Source organism: Carboxylicivirga mesophila, from assembly GCF_018271975.1.
Taxonomy (GTDB): domain Bacteria; phylum Bacteroidota; class Bacteroidia; order Bacteroidales; family Marinilabiliaceae; genus Carboxylicivirga; species Carboxylicivirga mesophila.
In genome coordinates this window covers 1-25880 of the sequence record NZ_JAGUCN010000002.1, presented here as the reverse complement: position 1 = coordinate 25880, position 25880 = coordinate 1, and the positions used below count along the sequence as shown (strand labels likewise).

The 25880-nt window shown below is 40.8% G+C and carries 19 protein-coding genes; 3 read left to right on the top strand and 16 right to left on the bottom strand.

Features of this window, described 5'->3' with window-relative positions; genetic code table 11:
• Positions 1 to 296: 296 nt before the first annotated feature.
• The 4 genes from KEM09_RS02205 to KEM09_RS02190 form a co-directional block, all read right to left on the bottom strand.
• The gene (locus KEM09_RS02205; protein ID WP_212224805.1) at positions 297 to 1667 is read right to left on the bottom strand and encodes an MFS transporter; all 1371 of its coding nucleotides are present in this window, start codon (positions 1665 to 1667) and stop codon (positions 297 to 299) included.
• A 77-nt stretch (positions 1668 to 1744) separates the two neighbouring features.
• Complete coding sequence (locus KEM09_RS02200) at positions 1745 to 3208, bottom strand: aminoacyl-histidine dipeptidase (protein WP_212224803.1); 1464 nt, start codon at positions 3206 to 3208, stop codon at positions 1745 to 1747.
• Between the two features lie 36 nt (positions 3209 to 3244).
• Positions 3245 to 4348, bottom strand: a complete 1104-nt coding sequence (locus KEM09_RS02195; RefSeq protein ID WP_212224801.1) for a DUF4831 family protein — start codon at positions 4346 to 4348, stop codon at positions 3245 to 3247.
• A gap of 149 nt (positions 4349 to 4497) precedes the next feature.
• The gene (locus KEM09_RS02190; protein ID WP_212224799.1) at positions 4498 to 6006 is read right to left on the bottom strand and encodes an NAD(P)H-hydrate dehydratase; all 1509 of its coding nucleotides are present in this window, start codon (positions 6004 to 6006) and stop codon (positions 4498 to 4500) included.
• Between the two features lie 277 nt (positions 6007 to 6283).
• Between KEM09_RS02190 and KEM09_RS02185 the strand changes: the two genes are divergently transcribed.
• Positions 6284 to 7816, top strand: a complete 1533-nt coding sequence (locus tag KEM09_RS02185; protein ID WP_212224797.1) for a peptide MFS transporter — start codon at positions 6284 to 6286, stop codon at positions 7814 to 7816.
• 47 nt (positions 7817 to 7863) lie between these two features.
• On the opposite strand, the gene KEM09_RS02180 is transcribed toward KEM09_RS02185, so the two are convergent.
• From KEM09_RS02180 to KEM09_RS02135, 10 genes are all read right to left on the bottom strand, one after another.
• Positions 7864 to 8676 (bottom strand): universal stress protein, encoded by an 813-nt coding sequence (locus KEM09_RS02180; protein ID WP_212224795.1) that lies wholly within the window; start codon positions 8674 to 8676, stop codon positions 7864 to 7866.
• 274 nt (positions 8677 to 8950) lie between these two features.
• The gene (locus KEM09_RS02175) at positions 8951 to 9310 is read right to left on the bottom strand and encodes a hypothetical protein (RefSeq protein ID WP_212224786.1); all 360 of its coding nucleotides are present in this window, start codon (positions 9308 to 9310) and stop codon (positions 8951 to 8953) included.
• Positions 9311 to 9448: 138 nt separating this feature from the next.
• Positions 9449 to 9910 (bottom strand): hypothetical protein, encoded by a 462-nt coding sequence (locus KEM09_RS02170; RefSeq protein ID WP_212224784.1) that lies wholly within the window; start codon positions 9908 to 9910, stop codon positions 9449 to 9451.
• Positions 9911 to 9935: 25 nt separating this feature from the next.
• The gene (locus KEM09_RS02165) at positions 9936 to 11741 is read right to left on the bottom strand and encodes a V-type ATP synthase subunit I (RefSeq protein WP_212224782.1); all 1806 of its coding nucleotides are present in this window, start codon (positions 11739 to 11741) and stop codon (positions 9936 to 9938) included.
• A gap of 8 nt (positions 11742 to 11749) precedes the next feature.
• Entirely contained in the window at positions 11750 to 12358 is a 609-nt protein-coding gene (locus KEM09_RS02160; protein WP_212192437.1) for a V-type ATP synthase subunit D, read from the bottom strand.
• Positions 12358 to 12861, bottom strand: a complete 504-nt coding sequence (locus KEM09_RS02155; protein ID WP_212224780.1) for a DUF2764 family protein — start codon at positions 12859 to 12861, stop codon at positions 12358 to 12360. Before KEM09_RS02155 ends, KEM09_RS02160 begins: the two co-directional genes overlap by 1 nt.
• A gap of 2 nt (positions 12862 to 12863) precedes the next feature.
• Positions 12864 to 13469, bottom strand: coding sequence for a hypothetical protein (locus KEM09_RS02150; RefSeq protein WP_212224778.1), 606 nt, complete (start codon positions 13467 to 13469; stop codon positions 12864 to 12866).
• Between the two features lie 30 nt (positions 13470 to 13499).
• Entirely contained in the window at positions 13500 to 14810 is a 1311-nt protein-coding gene (locus KEM09_RS02145) for a V-type ATP synthase subunit B (RefSeq protein WP_212224776.1), read from the bottom strand.
• A complete protein-coding gene (locus KEM09_RS02140; protein ID WP_212224774.1) occupies positions 14807 to 16582 on the bottom strand; it encodes a V-type ATP synthase subunit A in 1776 nt (591 codons plus the stop codon). Before KEM09_RS02140 ends, KEM09_RS02145 begins: the two co-directional genes overlap by 4 nt.
• A gap of 624 nt (positions 16583 to 17206) precedes the next feature.
• A complete protein-coding gene (locus KEM09_RS02135) occupies positions 17207 to 18481 on the bottom strand; it encodes a cystathionine gamma-synthase family protein (protein WP_212224772.1) in 1275 nt (424 codons plus the stop codon).
• A 127-nt stretch (positions 18482 to 18608) separates the two neighbouring features.
• On the opposite strand from KEM09_RS02135, the gene KEM09_RS02130 reads away from it, so the two are divergent.
• Positions 18609 to 19097: an Lrp/AsnC family transcriptional regulator gene (locus KEM09_RS02130; RefSeq protein WP_212224770.1), complete on the top strand. Its 489-nt coding sequence runs from the start codon at positions 18609 to 18611 to the stop codon at positions 19095 to 19097.
• On the opposite strand, the gene KEM09_RS02125 is transcribed toward KEM09_RS02130, so the two are convergent.
• Positions 19094 to 22450, bottom strand: coding sequence for a hybrid sensor histidine kinase/response regulator (locus tag KEM09_RS02125; RefSeq protein WP_212224768.1), 3357 nt, complete (start codon positions 22448 to 22450; stop codon positions 19094 to 19096). The genes KEM09_RS02130 and KEM09_RS02125 overlap by 4 nt on opposite strands.
• A gap of 124 nt (positions 22451 to 22574) precedes the next feature.
• On the opposite strand from KEM09_RS02125, the gene KEM09_RS02120 reads away from it, so the two are divergent.
• A complete protein-coding gene (locus tag KEM09_RS02120; protein WP_212224766.1) occupies positions 22575 to 23204 on the top strand; it encodes an NAD(P)H-dependent oxidoreductase in 630 nt (209 codons plus the stop codon).
• A 40-nt stretch (positions 23205 to 23244) separates the two neighbouring features.
• Here KEM09_RS02120 and KEM09_RS02115 read toward each other — a convergent pair whose 3' ends face one another.
• Positions 23245 to 25563: a GH92 family glycosyl hydrolase gene (locus KEM09_RS02115; RefSeq protein ID WP_212224764.1), complete on the bottom strand. Its 2319-nt coding sequence runs from the start codon at positions 25561 to 25563 to the stop codon at positions 23245 to 23247.
• Between the last annotated feature and the right edge of the window lie 317 nt (positions 25564 to 25880).

Sequence of the window (25880 nt, the reverse complement as noted above, 5' to 3'; positions counted from 1 at the left end):
TACCCCTTCCGGTCGTGCATGCGGAGCTTCCGATCGCATAACTTCTATCTCCGGTTGGCACTATACCCCTTCCGGTCGTGCATGCGGAGCTTCCGGTCGCACAACTTCTATTTCCGGTCGGTACTATTCCCCTTCCGGTTGCGCAAGTAGAGCTTCTTTGATCCTACCATCCCTTCCTAAACTGTTAGAAAAGACTTGTTGGTTCACACATTGGGTTCCTTGGATATTAAAGAGTTGGATATAAAAAAAACAGCCACCCGTAGGCAGCTGTCTTCATATTTTCAGTTAATACAAGATTAGGCCATGTTTGGTCGCTCTAATCCATATCCTTTCTTTTTATCTTCTGCTTTTAACGCAGCTGCAACAATAATTGCAAGCAATCCTGTTGCAGCAAATATAACCATTGGCAGTGTATAATCATAGTGACTAAAGACACCATTATCATCTACAACTTTACAATATTTCTCGAGCACAATTCCAATTAACAATGGCATTCCCATAAGTCCCCAGTTTTGAACCCAAAAGATTAACGCATATGCAGAACCTAACTGTTTCTCAGGAATAATCTTTGGAACCGATGGCCACATGGCAGACGGAACAAGCGAGAAAGTTACCCCCAAAAGGATAATTAGCACAATAGCAATTATGTAATGATTTAAGATTGGGGCAGCAAAAAACGAATGAACAGCCAACAGCATAACTGAACCAATCAGCATTATCGTCGCTCCTTTTCCTTTTCTATCATAGAGGTTACCAAAGAATGGTGTTAATATAATAGTTCCAAACGGCAATAAACTTGGAATAGCTCCGGCAAAATCTTCGTTTACTCCATATTTATTAATCATCAAGTCTGTCGCATAATATAAGAAAGGGAAAATTCCAGAATAAAACAGCACACATAACAAAGCAATAAGCCAGAAGCCTTTATTCTTGATGATAAACAAAATATCTGAAACCTTAAAGGCATCTTCTTCTGACACTTCATCACTAATACCTTCCGATTTTTCAAGCTTTTTATCCATGAAAGTATACCATAGAAAAGCAATAAAGCCGGCAACTAACAGACCAAGTCCCAACATGATAGGCGCACTAATAGACGGCATTCCGTTTACGCCAAGAGCCTTTGCCATTGGAAGAGGAACGGCCAATGCTAAGGCTGTCCCCATCCTCGCTGTAGCCATTTCAAGCCCCATAGCCAGAGCTAACTCCTTACCCTTAAACCACTTCACAATAATCTTCGAAACAGTGATACCGGCAATCTCAACACCCATACCAAAAATTCCAAAACCTAAAGCACCAATTGCAATTGAAGATTTAAACCCAAGAATGGTTCCTTCCATAGGGAATTCAATGGCATAATATTGAAGGGCGGTTCCTACAATCATTGTCAGTGCAGCACCTAATCCAGTGAATCTTACTCCCATTTTATCGAGGATAATTCCACCGAAAATCAACATTAGAAAGAATACATTAAACCAGCCATAAGCACTATTCCAAACACCAAAGTCAGCACTTGTCCAACCCATATATTCCTCTAGTAGAGGTTTAAGTGGTGAAATTACATAGTTAATATAGTAGCCGCAAAGCATCGTAAAAGACACAACAGCTAACGCTCCCCAGCGTGCTCCTTTCGAATCACGTAGACTTTTATTAATTACCTCTGTCATTACAATTTATAGTTAGTTATACGAACAAAAAAGAATAGCCACAACTTATATTGCAGCTATTCCTATAGATTTATGAATTACTTTTTAATCGGTACATTTTTGAGGGTTTCCACCAGGTAATCCCAGAATAAAGAAACGGTCTCAATATTCACCTTCTCATCGGGTGAGTGAGGATAACGAATGGTCGGGCCAAAGGAAATCATGTCCCAGTGCGGATACGCGCTACCTAAAATACCACACTCTAATCCTGCGTGGATGGCTTTAATTTCCGGCACTTTTCCCCATTTATTATTATACACTTCCTGCATGGTTTTCAGAATCGGTGAATCCATATTGGGTTTCCAACCTGGATATTGACCGCCGAAAGACACCTCGGCACCAGCCAAACGGAATACACTCTCCATTTTCGACTCCAACTCTTCTATAGCGGTATTCACCGAGCTCCTCATCAGACACTTAACATCAATAACGCCATTGGCTGATTTTACGATTGCCAGATTCGTTGATGTCTCAACCAGACCTTCCATATCGGTACTCATACGCATTACGCCATTAGGCGCCGCGATAACGCCGTTAATCAGGTCATCTTGCGTTAGCTCATCAATCAAAGAAGCAGGCAAGTCTGCTTTTTCGGCAGTGAACGACAAGTTTGGCTCTACATTACCAAACTCGGCCTTATACATATCTTCAAACTCCTCCAGGCTTTCAACGAAGTCATCTGCATTTTCGGCAGGCACAGTAATCACTGCAAATGCCTCGCGCGGGATAGCATTGCGCAAACTACCTCCATCGATAGACGCCAAACGTGCATCTAAGTTAGCTACTGCATACTTAATAAAGCGGAACATCAGGATGTTAGCATTTCCACGGCCAATATTGATATCAAGACCAGAGTGTCCCCCTTTAAGGCCGGTAATAGCCATACGGAAAGCTACAGAATCAGCAGGTACTTCAGACTCTGTATAGTTAAATTTGATGTTGGCATCTGAACCACCGGCACAGCCAACATATAATTCACCTTCGTCTTCAGAGTCCATATTCAATAGAATATCACCTTCAAGCAAACCCGACTTAAGTCCGTTAGCACCAGTCATACCAGCTTCTTCATCCATTGTAATCAATGCTTCAACCGGTCCGTGCTCCAAATCTGCTGCCTGCAGTACAGCCATGGCAGCTGCCACACCGATACCGTTATCAGCCCCCAATGTAGTCCCATTGGCTGTCACCCAGCCATCCTCGATATATGTTTCAATAGGATCGGTTTCGAAGTTGTGCACTTTATCGCTATTCTTCTGAGGCACCATATCAATATGACTCTGCAGAATAACACCCATTCTATCTTCATAACCAGGTGTGGCGGGCTTACGAATAATCACATTACCTACCTCATCACGAATAGTGGTAAAACCAAGTGATTTTCCAAATTCCTCAATAAAGTCAATGGCTTTACCTTCTTTCTTTGAAGGACGTGGTATTTGTGTTAGTTTATAGAAATTTTCCCATAGCCCCTGGGGAGATAATTTAGCTATTTCGTCGTTCATAACTTATTGTTTATAAAAGGGATTATTTTAATATTATTACTTTTTATCTACACTTTGCAATGCTCCGGTTGCCGGGTTGATGCGAATACTCACATCTGCTTTTTCCAGTACATTGGCAGGCATTGAAACAACCTGACCATATTGCCCGAGATAAAGCTCCTGCTCTTTCACCAGTACATTTTTGTCTATGACCTTAATCTTAACCTTGCCTGGCTTACAGTAGAACAGACCATTGCGTACTTCCTGATTTTTGTTACTCACCACTACATTATCTGGCAGACTTGAGGTCTCTACAGCCTCCAGCTCTATATACACCGGAGCCCCACTCACATCCATCTTGTCAACGATACCATTAACGGCTGAAAAACGAAATAACACATCGTTATTGGCACTCATCCTATCAGGTATAATATCAAATGACTTGGTATAAGTAAATGACTCAGTTTTGCCGATGAACAGCTCCATATGTTCTTTTTCAAGTGCATTAAGCTCACGCACCATTACTTCGTATGACTGCCCGTCGGGAGGTAATTGCTCATAATCGCTGGCTAATATCTTAAACCTGCGCTTACGTATTTTATAGATATAATTGGCTGTTTCCTCGGCCATGGCAGCAGTTGATGTTTTAACCATTTGTTTCTCAATCATGGCCACCTCATTAAAATTAACATCCTTAAGTGATGGCACATATTCACTGCTATATTCCTTCAGATAATCATCCGTTACCAATGCATCGGTATTGACACCAGCCAATACACCTGATGGTGTCAGATTAAGATAAGGGGCAGCATTATCACCCGAGAAAGAAATGGCATACTGCTTTGCAGGATCAGGTTTTCCGTATGTTTCGATGTTAATGGATTTAATTTTCCACTCTTCTTTATCCTGCGTTACCACATCGCTGATGTTAAGCATTTTTTGAGAGTAACGATAGAATGGCCCTACCCGGCTGATAGTCTTTTCCACCTCAACATTAACACGCACTACTGTAACCGGCAGGCTATAAAGCAAGACATCACTGGTTGCATTGCTCATTGTTGCCACATCCTGTACATTCACTTTTGATGGAATTGTTTGCTCAACAGCACATGAAGCAAGTGCCGCAACAATACCTATTGAAAGAAATAATTTCTTCATCATTAACTCTATTTCTGATTAATAAAGGTCTTGAAAGCTACAATTTTCACACCAATAGCTTCCAATACAATTATTTAATTGAACGTTACTTTCACATTAAAAGTACGAGGACATCAAAGGTAAACGAAAAAAATTAAAAGCCAAGATGATAATTATCGCCTTAAGGACTGAAAAGCAGCACCAATTTTAGAAATTATATCAGACGCTACAATGGCTTCTTCAGCCATGTGAGTCAACAGCAAATCGGCGGCCAAACCATGCAAATAAACACCCAGACGGGCAGCCTCCAAAACAGAATAACCTTGCGCCAACAATGCCAGCAAGATACCGGTTAATGCATCACCACTTCCGGCAGTGGCCATACCATAATTACCACTGGAGTTGAAGTAGCAATGTCCATCGGTATTGATAACGGCCGTATAGGCACCTTTCAACACGATTACCACCTGCATATCTTTGGCAAATTGCTTAGCTTTCTGCAGCCGCTCAAAAGCTGAATTGCTTGTTCCGGCCAAACGATCGAACTCACCCGGGTGTGGTGTAATAATAACATTACCCGGCATCAAATCCCATAACGCTTCATCCAGCGAAAGAATATTCAATGCATCGGCATCCATTACAGCCGGCTTGCCATTAAGCGCTAGCAACAGCTCTTTCATAGCGGTCATTGTATTGGGTTTTGCACCAATACCCGGCCCCACTCCCACAGCATCGAATACATCTAAATCCGGAAATTCAGACAGTAATATATCAGATCGGTCGATACAGGCCATAGCTTCCGGCACTGCTGTTTGAATAATATTATAACCTAAACGGGGCACGTGCGTTGTCAATAGCCCTGCTCCGGCTTTCAGGCAGGCTTTTGATGCCAGTACAGCGGCTCCCATCTTACCATAACTACCGGCCAACAATAATGCATGCCCCATATCTCCTTTATGGGTAAACCTGCCGGGTTGCCTCAACAACTGACTGATTAACAAACGGTCAGAATAACAATAGCCCGAACTGGTTTCTTTAATAATCTGCGGATGTAAGCCAATATCTTCCACAATCCAATCTCCAACAAAGGCTTCATTTTCTGCCAACAAAAACGCCAGCTTCGGAAATTGAAAGCTAATTGTATGGTCCGCCATCACAATAGACTCCGGATTATTCCCCGCATTATCTTCACCAAACAAGCCTGAGGGTATATCGATGCTGACCACCTGTACATTGCTATTATTGATATAAGCCACCAGCTTTTGAGCTAAACCTTCCAAAGGACGATTTAAGCCTGAGCCAAAAAGACCGTCAATAACCGTATCTTCAGTATTAATGGCTGTCAACTGCTCCTCAGATTGCAAAGTGACAGTGCAGTTTTTAATACGCTGCAGCCGTTGGTAGTTTAGCAGCGCATCCGTACTTAACTTATCTTCACTGGTCAGCATAAATACCTCAACACTCCTACCATCCAGCAAAAGCATACGTGCCACAGCTAAAGCATCCCCCCCATTATTTCCCGGACCTGCCAATACACTCACATCGCCGTGCGGGTATAATGCTGTAAAACGCCGGTAAAAGGTCGTAGCAGCTCGCTCCATTAAATCAATGGAAGCAATTGGTTCATTTTGTATGGTGTATCGATCGATGCTGGCCACCTGAACAACGGGAAATATCTTCATAATCTAAACTACTAAAAGTGGGTATAATCAAATTTACAAATATTTACGAGAACCCTATAACTCAACAATAGTCCGTGCGCAGGAGGAACCATCATTACGATACCTTGGCGTACTCTATCTGCAACAATTTAAATTATTATTGATGACGTACGTAACTAACCATCATAACCTTACATAAAGGCTGCTGCAAAGCATGACGCTTACGATTTGTAAGTGCTGCAAAAAAATATATATTTGCTTCGCTTTGATTTAACAACTAATTATAAATTAAATAGATATGTTTAAACAACATCCTAAAGGACTCATACCTGCCGCTCTTGCCAACATGGGTGAGCGTTTTGGTTTTTACACGATGATGGCCATTCTGGTGCTTTTCTTACAGGCCAAGTTTGGATTGAATGGCAAAGATGCAGGATTAATCTATTCTGTATTTTATGCTTTAATCTACATTCTGTCGCTTGCCGGTGGTGTAATTGCTGATAAAACACGTAATTACAAAGGCACTATTTTAAGTGGATTGATTGTAATGGGGCTTGGCTATGTATTTCTGGCAATTCCAACTGGTGCCAACACTTTCACACTGGTGATGACCTGTTTGGCTTTATTCGTTATTTCTTTTGGTAACGGATTATTCAAAGGTAACCTTCAGGCTCTTGTTGGTCAAATGTATGACAATGAACAATACAGCAAATACAGAGATTCAGGCTTCTCTTTATTTTATATGTTTATTAATGTTGGTGCCATTTTCGCTCCTTTCCTTGCTGTTGGAGTACGTAACTGGTGGCTAAACAACAATGGTTTTGAATACAATGCTGACCTTCCGGCTGTTTGTCACTCATTTATTGATGGCACTATCTCTGCTGAGGCAACAAGTAAGTTTCAGGAAATGGCAAATGTCGCTAACGGTTCAACCGTTACAGATCTTGGCGCATTTGCTAACGAATACCTTAATGTTTTCTCAACTGGTTTCCACTATGCGTTCGGAACAGCTATTATAGCCATGTTAATTTCTTTCGTAATATACCTGGTTAACAAAAAGAACTTTCCAAACCCAGGCGGACATGAAGTACATGAAAGTGGCGCAAAAGCCGAAGTACCTCAAATGGATGCCAAAGAGATTAAGCAGCGTATATATGCATTGTTTGCAGTATTTGGTGTGGTTATCTTCTTCTGGTTCTCATTCCACCAGAACGGCTTAACATTAACCATGTTTGCTAAAGACTATACTGACTTAAGCGCTATTAATATTGATTTAGGCATTGTTAGTATTCAGGGTGCTGAATTATTTCAATCAATCAATCCTCTTTTCGTGGTGCTGCTTACACCTGTTGTAATGGCTGTATTTGGATGGTTGCGCTCAAGAAACATGGAACCTTCAACGCCTAAGAAAATTGCCATCGGTATGTTCATTGCTGCTCTTGGTTTTGTTGTGATGACGTTAGGCTCTATGGATTTACCATTGTTCTCAACTATCGATCCAAATCAAGGTGGTACTCCACTCGATCAGGCTGCTAAAGTAACACCAATGCTTCTAATTGGTACCTACTTCATCCTGACTGTTGCTGAGCTATTCATCAGCCCACTGGGTATCTCATTTGTATCGAAAGTAGCTCCTCCACAATACCAGGGAATTATGCAAGGTGGATGGCTTGGTGCTACTGCTTTGGGTAACCAATTACTGTTTATTGGTGCAATCTTCTATGAATCAATTCCAATCTGGGCTACCTGGACCATCTTCGTTGTTGCATGTATCATCTCCATGTTTACCATGCTATTTATGCTGAAATGGTTAGAAAGAGTTTCGAAGTAATCTGAACTTGACTATATACTAAAAAAGCGGCCCATGGGCCGCTTTTTTTATGCTTCATCATGCAATATAAGCATGGGATGCTCGGGGTGTAATACCATCTTCTTAGTTACGCTGGGGTGGAACAAACGCTCAAAGAAAGATTCATTATGCCTGACAAGTGTTACAATATCTGCATCATTATCATCCATAAACTTAAGGATGCCATTACTTACATCTTCGCCCTCAATGAAGTTAAATGACAAATTAAGCCCTTCGAAGTGTGATGCAATTTTATTTTCTGCCTCCAGGCGGTTCACATAGTCATCTTCCATCACATTCACAAACATCAAATCAGCATGGAAATGATGTGATAAATCGCGCAATGGTTCAACTACTTCATCCACTTTCAGATCTTTCAAATCTGTAGCAAATACAATTTTATCAGGCTTTTTAAACTTGGCATGCTTAGGCACAACCAAAATGGCAGCATTAATGTTCTTCACCACTTCATAAGCATTACTGCCTAAGAGGAAGTTCTCCAGAGCTGTTTCTCCCCTGCAGCCCATCACAATCAACTCTGGTTTAAATTCTGTAATTTCATTCTGCACAACATCTAACAGTGAACCAAAGCGAGAGGCTAATTCCACCCGGGCATTTGGAAAACGTCGATGTAAAAGGGACAGTTCATTCTTCAGGCCTTTAAGGCTTTCTTCAGCCAATTCCTCCTTTACCTGCATGATATACGGACTACCGCTAAACTCGAGATCGTAGGCATTAAGAAGATCAAAATACACCTTCTCGTCTTCAAACATCTTAAGCGCATACATGGCAGCATTCCTGGCAGTGTCAGAGAAATCGGTCAGTAACAAAATCCGTTTCATAACACACAATTTAAACGATAAGGTAAGCTACATGCGGCACCGGCACTTGCTGCCGTAGGAAAACTCATTACCGAACCTTTTCGGAAAAGCAACTTGTGCTGTCAAATATGAAATCCATTAGCTCAACACAATAAGAAACCACGCTATAATAGTATACGAGAAATAGAAAAAGATAGTTTAACTTTTAATCAAAGCAAACCACTCGTTAATCAATGATTTTAATTCGTTAGTCAATAATAAGAAACCTAAAGATACAATACAGGTATTTAAATAGTTATGCCTGATAAGCATTTACACGCCTCAAAACGAAACGTCCTTCAAGATTTTGATCATCCACACTATGCCCTTCAATCTTATGAGGATTTGTCAGCTCTGCAATACGATCGTCCAAACAATATTCAATGGCAAATGGTGCTTCAATGATTTCATATGACTGCCCCCTCAGCATCAGCCTGTCTTCAATTACCTCTCCCTCTACACGGATAGCAATAAGAAAAGAACCCTCCTCATAAATATACTCGCGGTACACCAGAGTACCAGTTATCTGTTCACCATTTTGCTTCAAAATGGCATAACCCATATCAAACCCTGCCTCAAACTGCTCAAAAAAATGCCACTGACCGGTTAAATTCATGTAGTTAGTTTCTAGTCGGATGGCTAAAGTCAGTGTAGTATCATTGACTTAAACCCCATTCGTTTCAAATAAAAAAGAGCTGGCAAAGATAGCCAACTCTTTTAAATATTATTCAGTCATCCTTTACAGAAGCAAGCATTATGCACTTGGAATAGCTCCCATGCCAAATACCATGGCCAACAGAGCTACTGTTTCAATAACACCCATTGCAGCAATGTACATACCAGCACCCTGCTTATCATCTACTGCCAGGTTAGAACAAGCCGCAGCACCTGCACGGCCCTGCATAATAGCTGATGCAGCAATAGCAATACCTACAAACAAGGCAAAAATCATCTGGTTCATGTAGCTGTCAGGATTCAAATTAGCACCAATCAATGCATTCATAAAGATCATACCATAGATTACCTGACTTAAAGGCATCCCTACCATGGCCAGTGCCAGCGCAGGTAACTTCTTTTTGTCTTTAATTGATTGCTTCCATAGTCCCATAGCTCCCATAGCTGCAATTCCTGTTCCTATTGCTGAACCAACTCCAGCGATTCCTAAAGCGATAGCGTGTCCGCCAAACCCGTTTACTACTGTTGTTAATAATGTCATTGTATATAATTTTATTAGATTTTACTTACTTTTTTATTTTAAATGGATTGTATTCACTACCTGAGAATTCTACACTTGCGTGTCCGGCGTATTCCAGCATATTCAAACGGACACCATGCACCAGCACAGCCATTGCTGCCAATGTCATATTTAAAGCATGTCCCAATATTAGTACCAATACGGCACCTACTCCAGAAGCAATAGTGGTGATACCTTCGCCGATGGCCATGTCGTTAAAACTACTTGCCATTAACACCGTTGACAAACCTACAGCGTATAAACGAATGTATGAAATTACATCAGAAAAACCGTTAATGACGTTCAAAGGCAAATTGCCTAGCGAGGATAATATACCTTTTACTATTGGCTGGCTCGGACTTGAGAACAGCGCAACTAATGCACCTCCACCAATAAATAACCACGGCATAAATTCAGGTGCCTCTATGCCAAGCACCATCTTATTCACCAAAAAGTAGAGTCCCCAGACAATGGCCACCCAACCTAGCTGGGCAATTACCAATACTGAGTTGATGTATTTCCAACCCTTTTGAATATGACCAATGGTTAAGTGTACAGCCCCAATCAGGAACATAAACTGCTGAATCCGGAGGTTATCCCCACCAAAACTAGCCAACTGCCCAACCTGCAATTGCTTTAAGAATGGAATATTGGCAATGGTTTCAGCCCCAAAATAGGTTCCGGTCAGCACTCCCCATATCATAACCGATACAGACAGAGTGTAAAACAAGCCAAACTCAATCTTTTTAACAAAGCCTGATTTCCAGTGAGCCAAAAGAGCCAATACAAAAAAGATGATACCATAGCCGGCATCACCAACTAATATACCCGTGAAGAAGGTAAAGAAGATCAGAAACACATGTGATACATCAATCTCATCATAACCTGGCACCAAGCCCATAAAGTTCATAACCGGCTTAATCTTATCGGTCCACTTTGGATTCTTAAGCAAAGTAGGTACCAGATCAAACTCATCATGACGAGGATCGCTCACCATATAACCCCAGCCGTTTTCATCAGCTGCATCGGTAACAGTGCTAACCTTATCAACAGGCACATATCCTTCCCAGCAACGCACTTTGCCATGGAAAGCTACCCCTCCATATTGAACGGTACGCACTTTTAATCGGCGGTTACGTTCCTCCAAAGCATCTATCAATAAATTCTTTTGAGCAGACAACTGCAACAAGAGTTGCTGGCCAGTTGCCAGTTTCTCAGTATTCTTTGCAAATGCCTCATCAACTTCCTGCTTTGATACACCAGGAAAATCTATTTGATGATAGTTTAAGGTAGCTTCCTTGTCTTCAGAGATAAGTACCACCTGACACAGCCCCTTGAATTGGCCAATGACTTGCACATTTGCCTTAGCCTGAATGCTTTTAGCATCCTTCTCCGGCACCTCATACAATTTCAGGTAAATACCTTTACTGTTGATGGATTGAATATCATCCAGTGAGATATTCCCCCAGCTGCTATACCACTGTTGCACTTGCGAAAGTTCAGCAATCTGCTTTTGAAGTTCTCTATTATGCCGATCGGTTTCCAGCACTTTCTCCAATAAGGCTACTTCACCCCTTTCTTCTTTGGCATAATCAATTATCCCAACCGAATCAGAAGGCTCTACGCCTTCATATTCATCCAGTATTGCAATGCCCTTCTCCAGTTGTTCGATGCGTTTGTTCAATCGCTCAATCGACTCATCTTTTGCTGGTTGAAACGGCGAAATATGCATCAAACCTAATTTGCCCAGAACCGTTAAGTCGTCATCCATATCATTGGTTGGATGAGCCATAAAGAGCAATAGTTTTTTCATTTTTGTAATCATACCATCACTCCTTCCTTTTGACTGGTTTTAACCACTTTAGCTGTAGCAATTGTCAGGCGCTCATCATCCTGCAGCTTCTGACCGATTTTTCTAATCGCTGTTTTTGCGTTAGGTATACGACGATTCTCGAACAGTTTGATACGGGCACGCACATCCAGCAGCTCCTCTTCGAGTAAATGAATCTGCTTTTGCAGACAATCAATTTCAGCCATCAGCTGTAATTGCTCTTTCATTAACTCAATAGCATCGTCCACCCACAGTGGCGTATCTGCGTGAATGGGAGCTACGTTAAAGTCCACACCTTCGTATTGGTCAACACGCACTCCAGCTACATCAATGTGCTTAGTAAGTACCTTGTTAACCGATATAAATGAAGTAATATCCACGTGGGAATCGCTCATCACAGCTACCCATGGATCAGCATGCCTGTTATTCCGCTCTATTACCTGGCGAATTTCCTCAATCCTCTCTGCAATTGTGTTGATGGTGGACATCAAGGACTTCTCCATGGCTTCGAACAAAGGCAGCATGCGCAACGACACCTTCAGAATTTTCTTCTGACGGGCACGCTCTGTTTTTGTATATTTTATTTTTACTCCTGCCATTATTCCTCCTTCTTTTTAGGCGGGTTAACGACTGATGCCAACACCTGTGAACCGCGTTCTTTATCAAAGGAATTCAGCCGGTTTAATATCTGCAATCGCAGTTTATAAACCATTACCTCCGTTAAAGTAAATGATTCGCCAGCCTGGATGGAATCAAGTTCTTCCCATTGCCATCGCATAATCTGCTTTTCGCGCTCTAATGGATTGGCATGCACCACAGTTACCGGGAGTCGCATTAAATTAGGGGTGCGTTTCTGAGCTTTTGCCTCTCGGAGTTCAGCCATGTCCTCTTTCATTTCATCCAACATCACTGCAATACTCTTTAAACTCACCTTCCCTTCCGAATCGGTTGCCTGATAAATATCAACCGGTTCGAGTTTTTTAAAGTGCTTTGCCGACAGTTGATTTCTGGCATCTTCGGTAAACTCATCCATGGTGATGGGTGGTGCCTGGCCAAATTTCAAGGAGGGCAAACTACACATTAAATAAACCAAGTTCGACATGTTTAGTCCTCCTGGTTTTGGGTTATGCGCTCAACCAAATCTTTATTTAACAAGGTAAACATGGCCTCTTGTATATCGCTTGCGCTTAATACAAACTGAACGCCACTGTTTTCCTTCGATTGCACCACAATTTTGGCTGCACTGTTAGCTAATGGCTTCAACTCTACTGATTCTTTCAGTCCAGCCTGAGCGATAAACGCTTCCATGGCTTTTTGAGTTTCAGCAGGTACTGATACCGTTTTATTTCCTTCAATAGAAGCCACCACTGCTTTGGTTAATTCTTGCAGGTATTGCTCCTGCGTGAATAAGCTCTGGCTCATGTTGCCAAAAATTGATTCCATGTACTTCAGCACAGCCACCTTAGTAGCCTCAATCATATCACGAGATGCCTGCTTTAAAGCCATTTGAGCATTATTTTCTGCCTGATCGGCTTTTGCATTGGCCTCTTCAATTATGGTATTCTTTTGAGCTTCAGCATCTGCTATAATTTCTTCGGCTTGTTTTTTAGCCTCTTCGATGATTCGTTGCTTTTCGGCTTCTCCTGCATCAATACCTTGCTCTTTCAGCTTCGAAACTATCTTTTCCAGGTTTTCTTTATTATCGTGCATTTCTTTCATTTTTGTTAATAGAATAACCGATTAGTTCTTATCCCAATATTCGTCTATCAGTTTTTTACTGAGGCCTGTTTCTGTTGGTTCAAAATGACGCTTAAGAATAGCCCAACATTTATCAAGGGCTGCTTCCAACTCAATTGGTTCGCCAAAAGGCTCCTCGATATTATTGATAAAATCAGTACGATAACGCAATAATTTTTGCGAATAAGGGTCATTCGCCGCACCTACTTCTGAGGCTTCATGTGCTTTTTCGGCATCAGCCAATAACGAAGCCATGGCCGTCATAATAGCACGGTGATCGCTCCTGGTTTTTCCGTTTACACCTTGTTTCAAACGAGAAAGCGAACGAGCTAACTTCAGCTTACCATTTTCCAGGAAGAACTGACCTTCAGTGATATAACCTGTATTATCCGGTACCGGATCTTCTAAAGATTCGAGTGTTGTGGCTCCGATAATAGTAATCGAACCAGCCCCTTCAATATCAGCAGCTACCTCGTATCGTTTGGCCAATTCAGAATACAACGAACCCGGATAACCTTGCAATGATGGAATCATATCCTGATAGTTAGCCACGTTACGCAGGATGTTTGACCAGTTAGTCATATCCGTCAGCAACACCAACACATCTTTACCCTGATCACCGAACTCGCGGGCTACACTTAATGCCACATCAGGGAGCATTAAACCCTTGATCTGAGAATCACCAGCCAAGTGAGTAAACATGATGGTTTTATCGATGTTACCCGACTGTGAAAGCTGATCTTTGAAATACTGGTACTCATCAAACTTCAACCCGATACCGGCAAAAATGATCACGTCAGCCTGAGCACCCTGCGCAATTTGCGAGAGCAATCGGTTATAAGGCTCTGTAGGACCAGCAAAAATTGGAATCTTTTGCGATTTCACCAATGTATTAAATACATCAATCATTGGTATACCTGTCCACAAGGCTTGTTTTGGCACATTACGAACAGTAGGATTCAAGGTATCTAAACGTGTCGAAATTTCTTTTTCGAAGATAACCTCAGGGCCACCATCAGCCACCTGGCCTGCTCCATCAAAACTACGGCCAAGCATTTTATTCGAAAAACCGGCCGTCAACGGCACCTCAAGCATACGGATTTTGGTTTTCGTACTCAATCCGGATGTACCATTAAAAACCTGAAATCGAGTTGCATCCTCGGTAATATTAATAGCTTTAGCAAAGGAAAGGCTTTGGTTGGAATCAGCTTCCAATAATTCAACCACATGGTTTAGTGCCACTCCGGGATTACCTTCCACCGAAATCAGGGCTTTTCCTACTTCGCTTATCTTGTTAATTTCTTTCCTTATCATACGGCGTATTCCTCCTGTAAAATAAATTTATCCACTGCTTTAGGTAATTTGGCGAGCTCTTCTTCTGTTTTAGCTGAGTAATTCCAGTCTCTCCACCATTGACGCAATTCATCAAACTTGTGTTTGATTAACTCCTTCAGTTGCTCATCATCCAAATCACCAACCTGGAAATCAATCGTGTTATCAATAAGGTTTTGTGTAGCTTCATTGATGATTTCCAAACGTTCAGGACGCGTACAGGCATCGGTCTTCTCAAATGCATCTTGCTGCATCACACAGAAGTCGATTGTAAGCCCTTTTTGATATTGTATGTAATTAGAAACCGGCACTTTTTTCAAACCGATTGTACTAATTGTTTGGTCAATATCATTGGCTTCATTCAAGGTGGTAAGCATCTTTTGGCGATCCTTCCATGACACAAAACCATCATATACAGATGTCGTATATACCAAAGGATCAATTGCGGGATATTTTTTGGCATCGGCACGATCCTGAGACAGTCCCCAGAAACCTCCAGTTGCATCCATGGTTGCCTGGGTAACAGGCTCCTGAAAGTTACCACCGGCTGGCGATACCGTTCCGATAAAAGTAAGCGAACCGCCAGTACCTAAATCTTCGCCTGCTCGCTGATACATACCTTTGATCTGATCCGGAATATCCATTGGAAATGCCTCTGGCCCCGGAATATCACCCTGACGACCACTACGCTCACGCAAAGCCTGTGCCCAACGTGATGTTGAATCGGCCAGCATGACTACTTTTTTACCCTGATAACGGTAATACTCACCTACGGTTAATGCAATAAATACAGAAGCCTCACGTGCTGCTACCGGCATCGAACTTGTATTACCGAAGATACACATACGCTTCATCAAAGACTCACCTGTTGTTGGGTCTTCCAACTCGGCAAATTCTTTAAATACCTCTACAGCCTCACCAGCACGCTCACCGCAGGCTGCCATCACAATAATATCGGCAACTGCATACTTACACAGTGAGTGCTGAAGCACCGTTTTTCCGGCACCAAATGGTCCGGGGTTACCGACTGTACCTCCATAACCTACAGGTGCCAATAAATCTATCACTCTTACACCTGTTGAAATAGGCTTTGTAGGTATAGCACGATCTTTAAACGGAATAGGGGATTTTACAGGCTGACGGAATGCTAGTTTAAGCTCATGCTTATTACCTTGCTCATCTATCACTATAGCCACCTGTTGTGTGATGTTTACCGAACATTTTTCGATAATGCTTTCCACTTTGCATGGTCCGAAACTAAATGGCACCAGTATTTTATGGTCCACTTTGCCTTCGGGCACTGTACCAATTACATCTCCGCCTGCAACTGTGTCTCCTACATTTACAATTGGAGTAAAGTCCCATAAAGCTTCCTCATCCAGAGCAGGTGCATTCATACCCGGCTTCAAATAAGCATCTTCTTCACTTAACTTGTACAACGGATTCTGAAGACCATCCCATACGCTTGTCAGCAGCCCTGGTCCTAATAATACGGATAAAGGCGTACCTTTAAATACCACTTCATCACCAATTTTAGCACCGGTTAAATCTTCAAACACCTGCATTTCTACAATACCTGCATCGGCATTTTTAGGATCAGGCAGTATCTGCAGCACCTCCGCCTGGAGGAATTTCCCATCTACGGAAATCTCAGCAGTTTCACCCATTATCACATCATCAAAGAATCGGGCTTTCACCAATGAGTCCTGAATGGAAATAAGGTTTCCTGTCCTCTTTTTACTGATATCGTTCATAATTTATATTTTAAAGACAGTTGATAACATACAACTACCTCCTCATTACATATTTTAAAAGCCAATTATTAAAAGAGTCATTCTTCACTTACATCAGAGTTCAAACTTAATTTGTTGTCAAACTATGACATCTGGCAGAATTTATATACTTCTGCAAAGTAACAAGGCTATTTCCATCCACTTAACAACACATAACCACAATGGTTCTGCCTACGTAACTCAACCTTTTATAATTGTTTCAGGCAATTCTTCATTAAAAATATGACCTGTTCATTCCTCCAGCCCAGCAGGCAATGTGCCTGTATTTTTAAGCTGTGAAAATATTAATTAACATTTTTTGGGATTTCAAATATAGTTCTTTTTACCTCTCTTTTATCATTAGTTTAGAAAGATTATAAAGAAGCTATTTGGTGATAGGTAATAGTTGTAACGAATGTATATAATTAATTATACAATTGGAAGTAATTGAGCGCGAACACCGATAATTTTCGTATAAAATAACAAATATCGATTACGAATTTACATTTATTAGGCATTAGTCATTTTGAGGCAATAAAAAAGCCGTCCCACCACAGGACGGCTTAGCAAAACATTAACCATAAAAACCAAATTCAAGCCAAATGCCTAACAGATGGCCGAACTATTAGCCTTCGTAACCACTTCGAAGGCATTTCTTATTTGTTCTATCAGATCCTGCGGATCTTCAAGTCCAATACTTAATCTTACTAAAGATGGTGAAATACCAAGTTTCACACGATCTTCCGGCGACACATCAACATGTGTCATGGTAGCGGGGTGTTCAGCTAAACTTTCTGTTGAACCCAAGCTTACTGCTAATTTAAACAACTTAAGGTTATTAAGAAAGATAAATGCTTCTTTTTCGCCACCAACAATGTCAAAAGCTATCATAGAACCTGCGGATAAACACTGTTTATCAAACACTTTCTTCATATCACTTCCTTCATCGAGCATGCCAAGATAATGGATTTTATCTACCATCGGGTGATCTTTCAGGTACTCTGCAATCACCTTTGCACTCTTAGCTTGTGCTTCCATGCGTACTTTTATAGTTTCTAAACTACGCTGTAACAACCAGCTTGAATTAGGATCCAACTGACTTCCGAAGAAAGTACGCATCACTTTTACCTGACCAACAAACTCGGCTGCACCAGTAATTGCACCAGCAATCACATCGCTGTGACCTCCGATAAACTTAGTGGCAGAATATACAACCAAGTCAGCACCAAACTGCAATGGATGCTGGAATACTGGTCCTAAGAAAGTATTATCAACAGCCAACACACATTTCTTTTCTTCAGTGCTAAAATAGCGCGCCACCCTTGACACCATTTCAATGTCGATGATTGAGTTCGTAGGATTACCTGGTGTTTCAACATACACCATGGATGGCTTTTTACCAGGATAGGCCTTCTCAACACGTTCAATAATTACGTCTTCCTTTTCGCCTTTTACAAATCCTACTACTCCAATATTAAACTGAGGCAGTACATGATGGATAAAATGGTCAGTGCCTCCATAAACTGGTGAAGAGAAAAGCAACACATCACCTGGCTTCACGAAAGACAATATGGTTGTTGAAATAGCCGCCATACCACTTGAAAAGAATGCACCAGCTTCAGCCTCATCCCAAAGAGCCAACCTTTTTTCCAGGATATCCATATTAGGATGATTCAGACGAGAATAAATCATCCCCATTTCTTCACCTTCCTCTTTTTCCCTAAGCCCATAAGCTAGTTCAAAAAAGGCCTTCCCCTCTTCACAATTATTAAATGCAAAGGTAGATGTCTGATAAATAGGGCATTTCACTGCCCCCTGATGCTCGTGGGCATCATATGCATGGGACATCATCAAACTCTCTGGCTTCATCTGCTTATTCATCGTCGAATTATTTTTTAACAAATTTACATAGTAGCAGTTGTTTATGCCACACTTGAATATTATATTAGTTTATTATTCTATTTTATCTATATATTTTAGATATTTAACACTTTCATAATCCTGCAATATGAACAAAACAGAAAATTTTTCTAAAATCAACCTTGATGAAACTGATAAAAAACTCCTGAGTCTGCTACAGCAAAACGCCAAAATGACAACCAAGCAGCTTGCTCATCATCTAAATCTATCAACCACACCTGTTTTTGAACGTATCAAACGACTTGAACGAACGGGGGTGATAGAAAAATATGTGGCCATCGTTAATAAAGAGAAGGTAGGCAAAGAGCTGGTAGCTATATGTAACGTTTCGCTAAAGCAGCATTCTCATGATGTGATAAGAGAGTTTGAACAAGAGATTGCCAAGCTTCCCGAAGTGATAGAGTGCCTGCATATTGCCGGGATGTTTGACTACATCTTAAAAATCATTACTAAAAACATGGATACTTATCACAACTTCATATACAATAAGCTGGCGTCGGTCAATAATGTCGGAAACGTTCAGAGCTCTTTTGTTATGCGCGAGATTAAATCAGGAACTGAGCTACATCTGGATTAGCTTTGTGTAGTTAGCGGTAGTTGAAAATAGAAGTTGGTACCAACACCCAGTTCTGATTCAACGCTTATAGAACCCTTTAATATTTCCACCAGATTTTTGGTGATTGTCAGCCCTAAGCCGTTCCCACCATATAAATTCTCATTTGTATTATCAATTCTTGAAAAACGCTCAAATATACGGGTTTGATGCTCAAGGCTAATACCAATTCCACTATCTTCTACACTAAATAACGCCTGATTACCCTCCTCTTTTAACGCCACTTTAATATATCCGGAGTTAGTGAATTTGATCGCATTACTTATCAGGTTATTCAGTATCTGTCGTAGGCGAAAAGCGTCAGTTTGCAATATTATTGGCTCATCAGCGCAAATCAACTCATACTTAATGGCTGGCTTCTCCTGCAGTAATCTGGAAGTCTTAAATGTTTCAAATACTTCTTTTATCAGTTCATTCACATCAATTTGTGTGAGCACAACTTTTAGCTGCCCCGATTCAATCATTGAAATATCAATAATATCATTTAGAAGATGCAGCAGGTTATCGCCATTTGTTCGTATCAGGTGTGCGAAATCATTTTTCTCCTGTTCATTAAATGAACTATCGAGCAGCAATTCTGAGAAACCCATAATAGCATTCATTGGGGTACGGATCTCATGGCTCATATTTGACAGGAATGCTGATTTTAAGCGGTCTGATTCTTCAGCTGCTTCTTTGGCCAGTTTGAGTTCCATGGTACGCTCATCAACAATCCCCTCCAGATTCTTGGCCAGATGTTCCAGCTCGTCTTTCTGCCTTGCAATTTCATCGCGCTGGCGGTGGGCAATATTACGTTGCAGCTGTATTTCTTTAGTTCGTATGTGCACACGTTTCTCAAGCACTTCTTTATCACGCTTCATACGCAAATAATACAGGCGCCCTGCCATATAAACCAAAACAACGGCCAGCAACACACTGAGTACAACAAACCATGGCTCTTTCCACAATGGAGGCCGAATGATGATGGCAATACTTCTGGTATTATCACAGAAATAGCCTTCAGCATTGGTGGAACGTACTTCCAACTTATATTGTCCGATATTTAAGTCAATAAATGTAAGATTTCGTTTATCATCAAGAGGAATCCAATCGGGCGAAATAGGCAGCATCCGATAGTAGTAATCTATTTGCAATGGAGCCTGATAATCGAGCGCTGTAAAGTTTATGGTAAAAAAACGCTGATCGGCATCAAGTATAATTTGGTCTGAATTCAATAATGAGCTTCGAACCACACGGCGGTCTATCGCGAGCGAATCCAAATCCTGAGATGCCTGATCATACAACTCCAGAGAGGTAAAATATATAGCTGGTGAAAATGTTGATTGCCTGATACTATCAGGATGAAACACATTAAAACCATTAATACCTCCGAATAACATCCTTCCATCATCCAGAACCTCAGATGCCGGGTTAAACTCATTACTCTGTAATCCATCCTGAACATCATAACTAATCACATCCTCTGTTTCCAGGTTAATGCGAGAAATGCCCTTATTGGTCGATACCCAAAGCTCATTGTTATGCTCATACAAATGATAAGTGTAGTCATTGGCTAAACCCTGCTCTTCGCTATAATGCTTGATAATATGGAGGCTATCATTAACCAAATTAATTCCTTTACTGGTGGTTAACCAGATACGATTTCTGCTATCTTCATAAACAGAAGTTACATTGTAACTACTCAGACCTAAGGTATCTGCCTCGGTATTAAAAAGGTAGGTAAATGAATCCGTTTCAGGCTTATAAATATTCACACCATATTGGGTTGTTACCCAAAGACGCTCCTTTGAATCACAAAAAATATCCCAAATCATTTCATTAGTGAGCGCTCCGTCATAATTGGCAAATTGATAACGAATAAATTTATCGGCAGAAGGGTCAAACTTTGATAAACCATAAGCTGTACCGATCCACAGATTACCTGCTGCATCCTTTTCTATTGCAAACACTTCATTGTCTGACAGGGATGTGGAATCACCCTCAATGTATTTATAAATATTAGTTGAGCGGCTAGCCTTATTGTGCTTAAAAAGACCTTGCGAAGTCCCAATCCATAAGTCATCATTATCGTTATATAAAGCCCATACGGATACATCATCTTGGTGGTCTAAGAAATAATACGGCCTGATATTACCCGTGGAAGCGTCCCATATCGAAAGGCCTTTCATGGTACCCACCCAAACATGCTGCTGCTTATCTTTGCTTAAAGCAAAAACTGTTCTCCCGTTAACTCCCTTTCCGTCTTTAGTTTGGTAATAGTGGACAAACTGATTACCTGAGACATCCATGTGAATACACCCACTGCTTTTAGTTCCAATCCACAGATGCTCTCTGTCATCAAGATATAAGCAACGTACGGAATTTTCTTCCAATGAATAAATGTCGTATGGATCATTCTTTAAACTGGTGATAGTACCATCAGGTGAAACATAGGCGATGCCATCCAATCCGCTACTCAGCCAAATACCTCCATTCTTATCCACCAGAGCATCACTCACCTTCGTATTTTCGAGGTACAGCAATTTAAACCGTCCTGTTTCTTTATCAAATTCATAAAATCCATTATCGGTGGCCAACCACAAATAACGACTCTCTCCAGATGGTCGTATCTCATCAATAATATTGCTATTATAGCGTTGCTCTTTTCGCGAGTTTGTATATCGGGTAAAAGTGCGGGATGCCACATCCAGTTTCACCAGTCCCAGTCCATATGTGCCGGCCCAAATAACTCCGTTTTCATCCGCAAACACAGAGGTAGCAACCACAAACGGAAACTCTGCATCTTCGGCCTCCGAAGATTCAAAATTATCAAACTGCTTAGTATCTGGATTGAATATACTGACACCGTATGATGTGGCAATTATAATGTTCCCGCTTTGGTCTTTAAATAAATCATACACAAACCCAGACGAAATGCTATTTCCCGAATCTCGATATGGATAATGAGTAAACTTCTCGGTATTTAAATCAAATACGCTTAAGCCACCGCCATTTGTGCCGATGTAAATCAGGTCTTTATCCCGATCTTCAATAAGACTGTTAACTGTGTTAATTATCAAACCCTCTTCGGGACTCCCTTTTGAAACAAAAGTAGTTACTTCTTTACCGTCGTACCTGTTTAAACCATCTTCAGTACCTAACCATATAAATCCCCGCTGATCTTTTAGAATGCAAGTCACCGAGTTTTGAGAAAGGCCATCGTCAATGGAAAAACTGTAGGTAGTGTAGCGTCTGACCTGAGCTTTACCAGTCTCTGCAGCAAATGGCAACAGCAGTATGAATAGCAACAGCCCATATGTTATCCCAAAATTTCTCAATAGCGATTCTTTATGCACTCATAAAAGTAATTAAACAAATGGCGAAAGCAAAAGTAAACATCCTATCCAAACAAAAGTGTTGGTGCGTTGTTATTTCTCAAAAGCAAAAAACAAACAATAATATATGAATATTTTAGAAAAACTGAACTGGCGATATGCCACTAAACATTTTGATGTTAATAAAAAACTATCAAAAGAGCAATTAGAGCTAATAAAGGAAGCTACGAACCTGACACCTTCATCTTTTGGCCTCCAGCCATTCAAAATCATTATCATTGAAAATAATGACATCAGGCAAAAACTTCAGGAGGCTGCATGGAATCAACCCCAAACAACTGATGCATCTCACCTCGTGTTATTTGCTGCCAACACACATCTTTCATCCGATGATGTAGAAGCTTTTATCAAATTGATTTCTGAAGTACGCAATGTGCCTGTTGAGGCATTGGCTGAATACGATGCCATGATGAAAGGTAGTATTGCTGCAATGAGTCAGGAAGAAGCTACTAATTGGGCGGCTAAACAAGCTTATATTGCCCTAGGACAATTAATGGTAACCTGTGCTGTTGAAGGCATTGATACCTGTCCTATGGAAGGATTTGACAAAAAGGCCTTTGACCAGATTCTTGACTTACCATCAAAAAACCTGACGTCTGTAGTGATGGCAGCCGTTGGTTTTCGATCGTCTGACGATAAATACCAGCATCTGCCCAAGGTCAGAAAAGCGCTGGATGATATTATCATCACCATTTAAAAGAAACGGCTTGCAAGATTTTTGCAAGCCGTTTTTTGTATTATTCAATTTCTGTACTCATCGATGGCGGATAAGTATCTGCACTGACACCGCGTTTTGTATTTGGGTCAGCTCCCATTGTAAACTTTAATAGTCCACCTTTAAGCAGAGCTTCATGCTCAATATAATTTTTATCCCACTGAACACCATTTAGTGTCAGATTCTGCACGTATACATTTTCTTTACTGTTGTTATCACTGGCAATAACTAACTCATTACCATTAGGCAATTGTACGGTTACCTTATCGAAAACCGGACTTCCAAACACGTACATATCTTCTCCTGGACAAACCGGGTAAAAACCCATAGCGCTAAACACATACCAGGCTGAGGTTTGGCCATTGTCTTCATCGCCACAATAACCATCAGGATTAGGCGTATACAGTTTATCCATTATTTCACGCACTCTGTATTGTGTTTTCCATGGCTGACCTGCATAAGTATATAAGTATGGCATGTGCTGGATAGGTTGATTACCATGTGCATATTGTCCCATATTCATTATCTGCATCTCTCTGATTTCATGAATTGGGAATCCATAATAGGAATCATCGAAAACAGGTGGTAAATCAAATACTTTATCGAGCATACCAACAAAAGCCTCGTTGCCACCCATTAAGTTTTTAAGGCCTTCTACATCGTGAAAAACAGACCAGGTATAGTGCCAGCTATTACCTTCGGTAAACGCACCACCCCATTTGAAGGCACTAAACGGCTCCTGGAAAGTACCGTCGGCATTTTTACCTCTCATCAGGTTATTATCTGAGCAAAACAGGTTTCTATAGTTTTGCGCCCTTTTTGCAAACAAATCGATTTCTTCCTGTGGCTTGCCAAGTGCTTTAGCTAATTTATAAATATTATAATCGGCAAATGCATATTCAAGCGTACGAGCTGCATTTTCATGAATACCTACATTGTATGGCACATAGCCTAGTTCATTATAATAAGAAGCGCCAAATCTTCCAACAGATGTTATTTCCTCATTGTATGATTCAGTATTTTTCAGAATGGCCTCGTATAAGGTTTCAATATCATAATCACGCATTCCTTTAAGGTAGGCATCGGCAATATTTACTGCTGAGTTAGAACCAATCATACAGCCTCGGTGCCCCGGACTAGCCCATTCAGGCAACCATCCGCTTTCTTTATAGGCATTTACCAGGCCTTCCATTATCTGATTGTTCAACTCAGGGTACATAATGGTAAAGAATGGAAATACTGCACGGAAAGTATCCCAGAATCCATTATCGGTAAACATATAACCAGGTAGCACTTCTCCATTATAAGGGCTATAATGTACTACTTCGTTGTTTTCATTGTACTCAAAAAATTTGCGAGGAAAAAGAAGAACACGGTACAATGTTGAATAGAATATTCGCTGTTGATCAATTGTTCCTCCTTCAATTTTGATCTTATTTAATTCAGTTTCCCAAGCCTTATGAGCCTTTTCTTTGGTTGAATCAAAACTATCATTACCAATCTCACGGTTAAGATTCAATTGAGCTTGCTCATAGCTGATAAAAGAAGACGCCACCTTAGCATGTACTTTTTCTCCTTTTTGTGTTTTAAACTTTAACACAGCTCCTACATGATAGCCTTCGGCTTCAGCAGAATTCTGTAATTCATCTTTATTCCATGTTTGAACTTCACTAAAGGCTTTATCAAACTCAATTACGAAATAGTTATGAAAGTTTTCGGGTACGCCTCCCGAATTATTCCTACAATAACCTATAACTTTGTTTTCTTCAGGTATAATCTTCACATACGATCCCTGGTGGAAACCATCAACTAACACATAGCTTGACTCATTCTCCGGAAAGGTAAATCTAAATTGAGCTGCACGCTCGGTAGGTGTCACTTCAACATTCACATCATAATCGGCCAGATAAACCTGGTAATAATGAGGTTTAGCAGTTTCTGCCTTATGAGAAAACCAGCTTTGACGCTCTTCTTCTTTAAATTTAAGTTCACCGGTAACAGCCATTAAGCTGAAGGCCGCATAATCATTGATCCACGGACTTGGCTGATGAGTCTGCTTAATACCACGGATTTTATGAGCATCATATTGATACCCCCATCCGTCACCCATCTTATTTGTTTGGGGTGTCCAAAAGTTCATTCCCCAAGGCGTAGCAACCGCGGGATAGGTATTACCGTTTGATAATGCAAATTCAGAATCAGTTCCCATCAAAGTATTAACATACTCAACAGGATCATCTACCTGCAAACAATGCTCAACCTTTTGGTTGCAACTATTCAGAATCAGCACGGCTGAAATTCCAAATAATACTATTCCTCTAACTTTATTCTTCAGACTCATATTCTTTGTTTATTTTTCGGCAAATTAATAAGGTTTTTTGAGGTAATATGCCATTAACTTCTTAAACATTAAGCAAAAGAACAAATGCAACCACACTAAAAACATTTATCCACCGTACAAATAATTTCCTAAAGTATTAATATAAGAACCTGTACCAAGACTGAAAAGCAACTTTAAGAGAGGTGAGTCAAGTGAAAACCAGAATCACAAGAGTTGATAATGCACCCCTATCAATGCAAAAAGTCCGATACTCTATTCGAATATCGGACTCTTCTAAAAAAAGGCGGCGACCTACTCTCCCACTTCTACGCAGTACC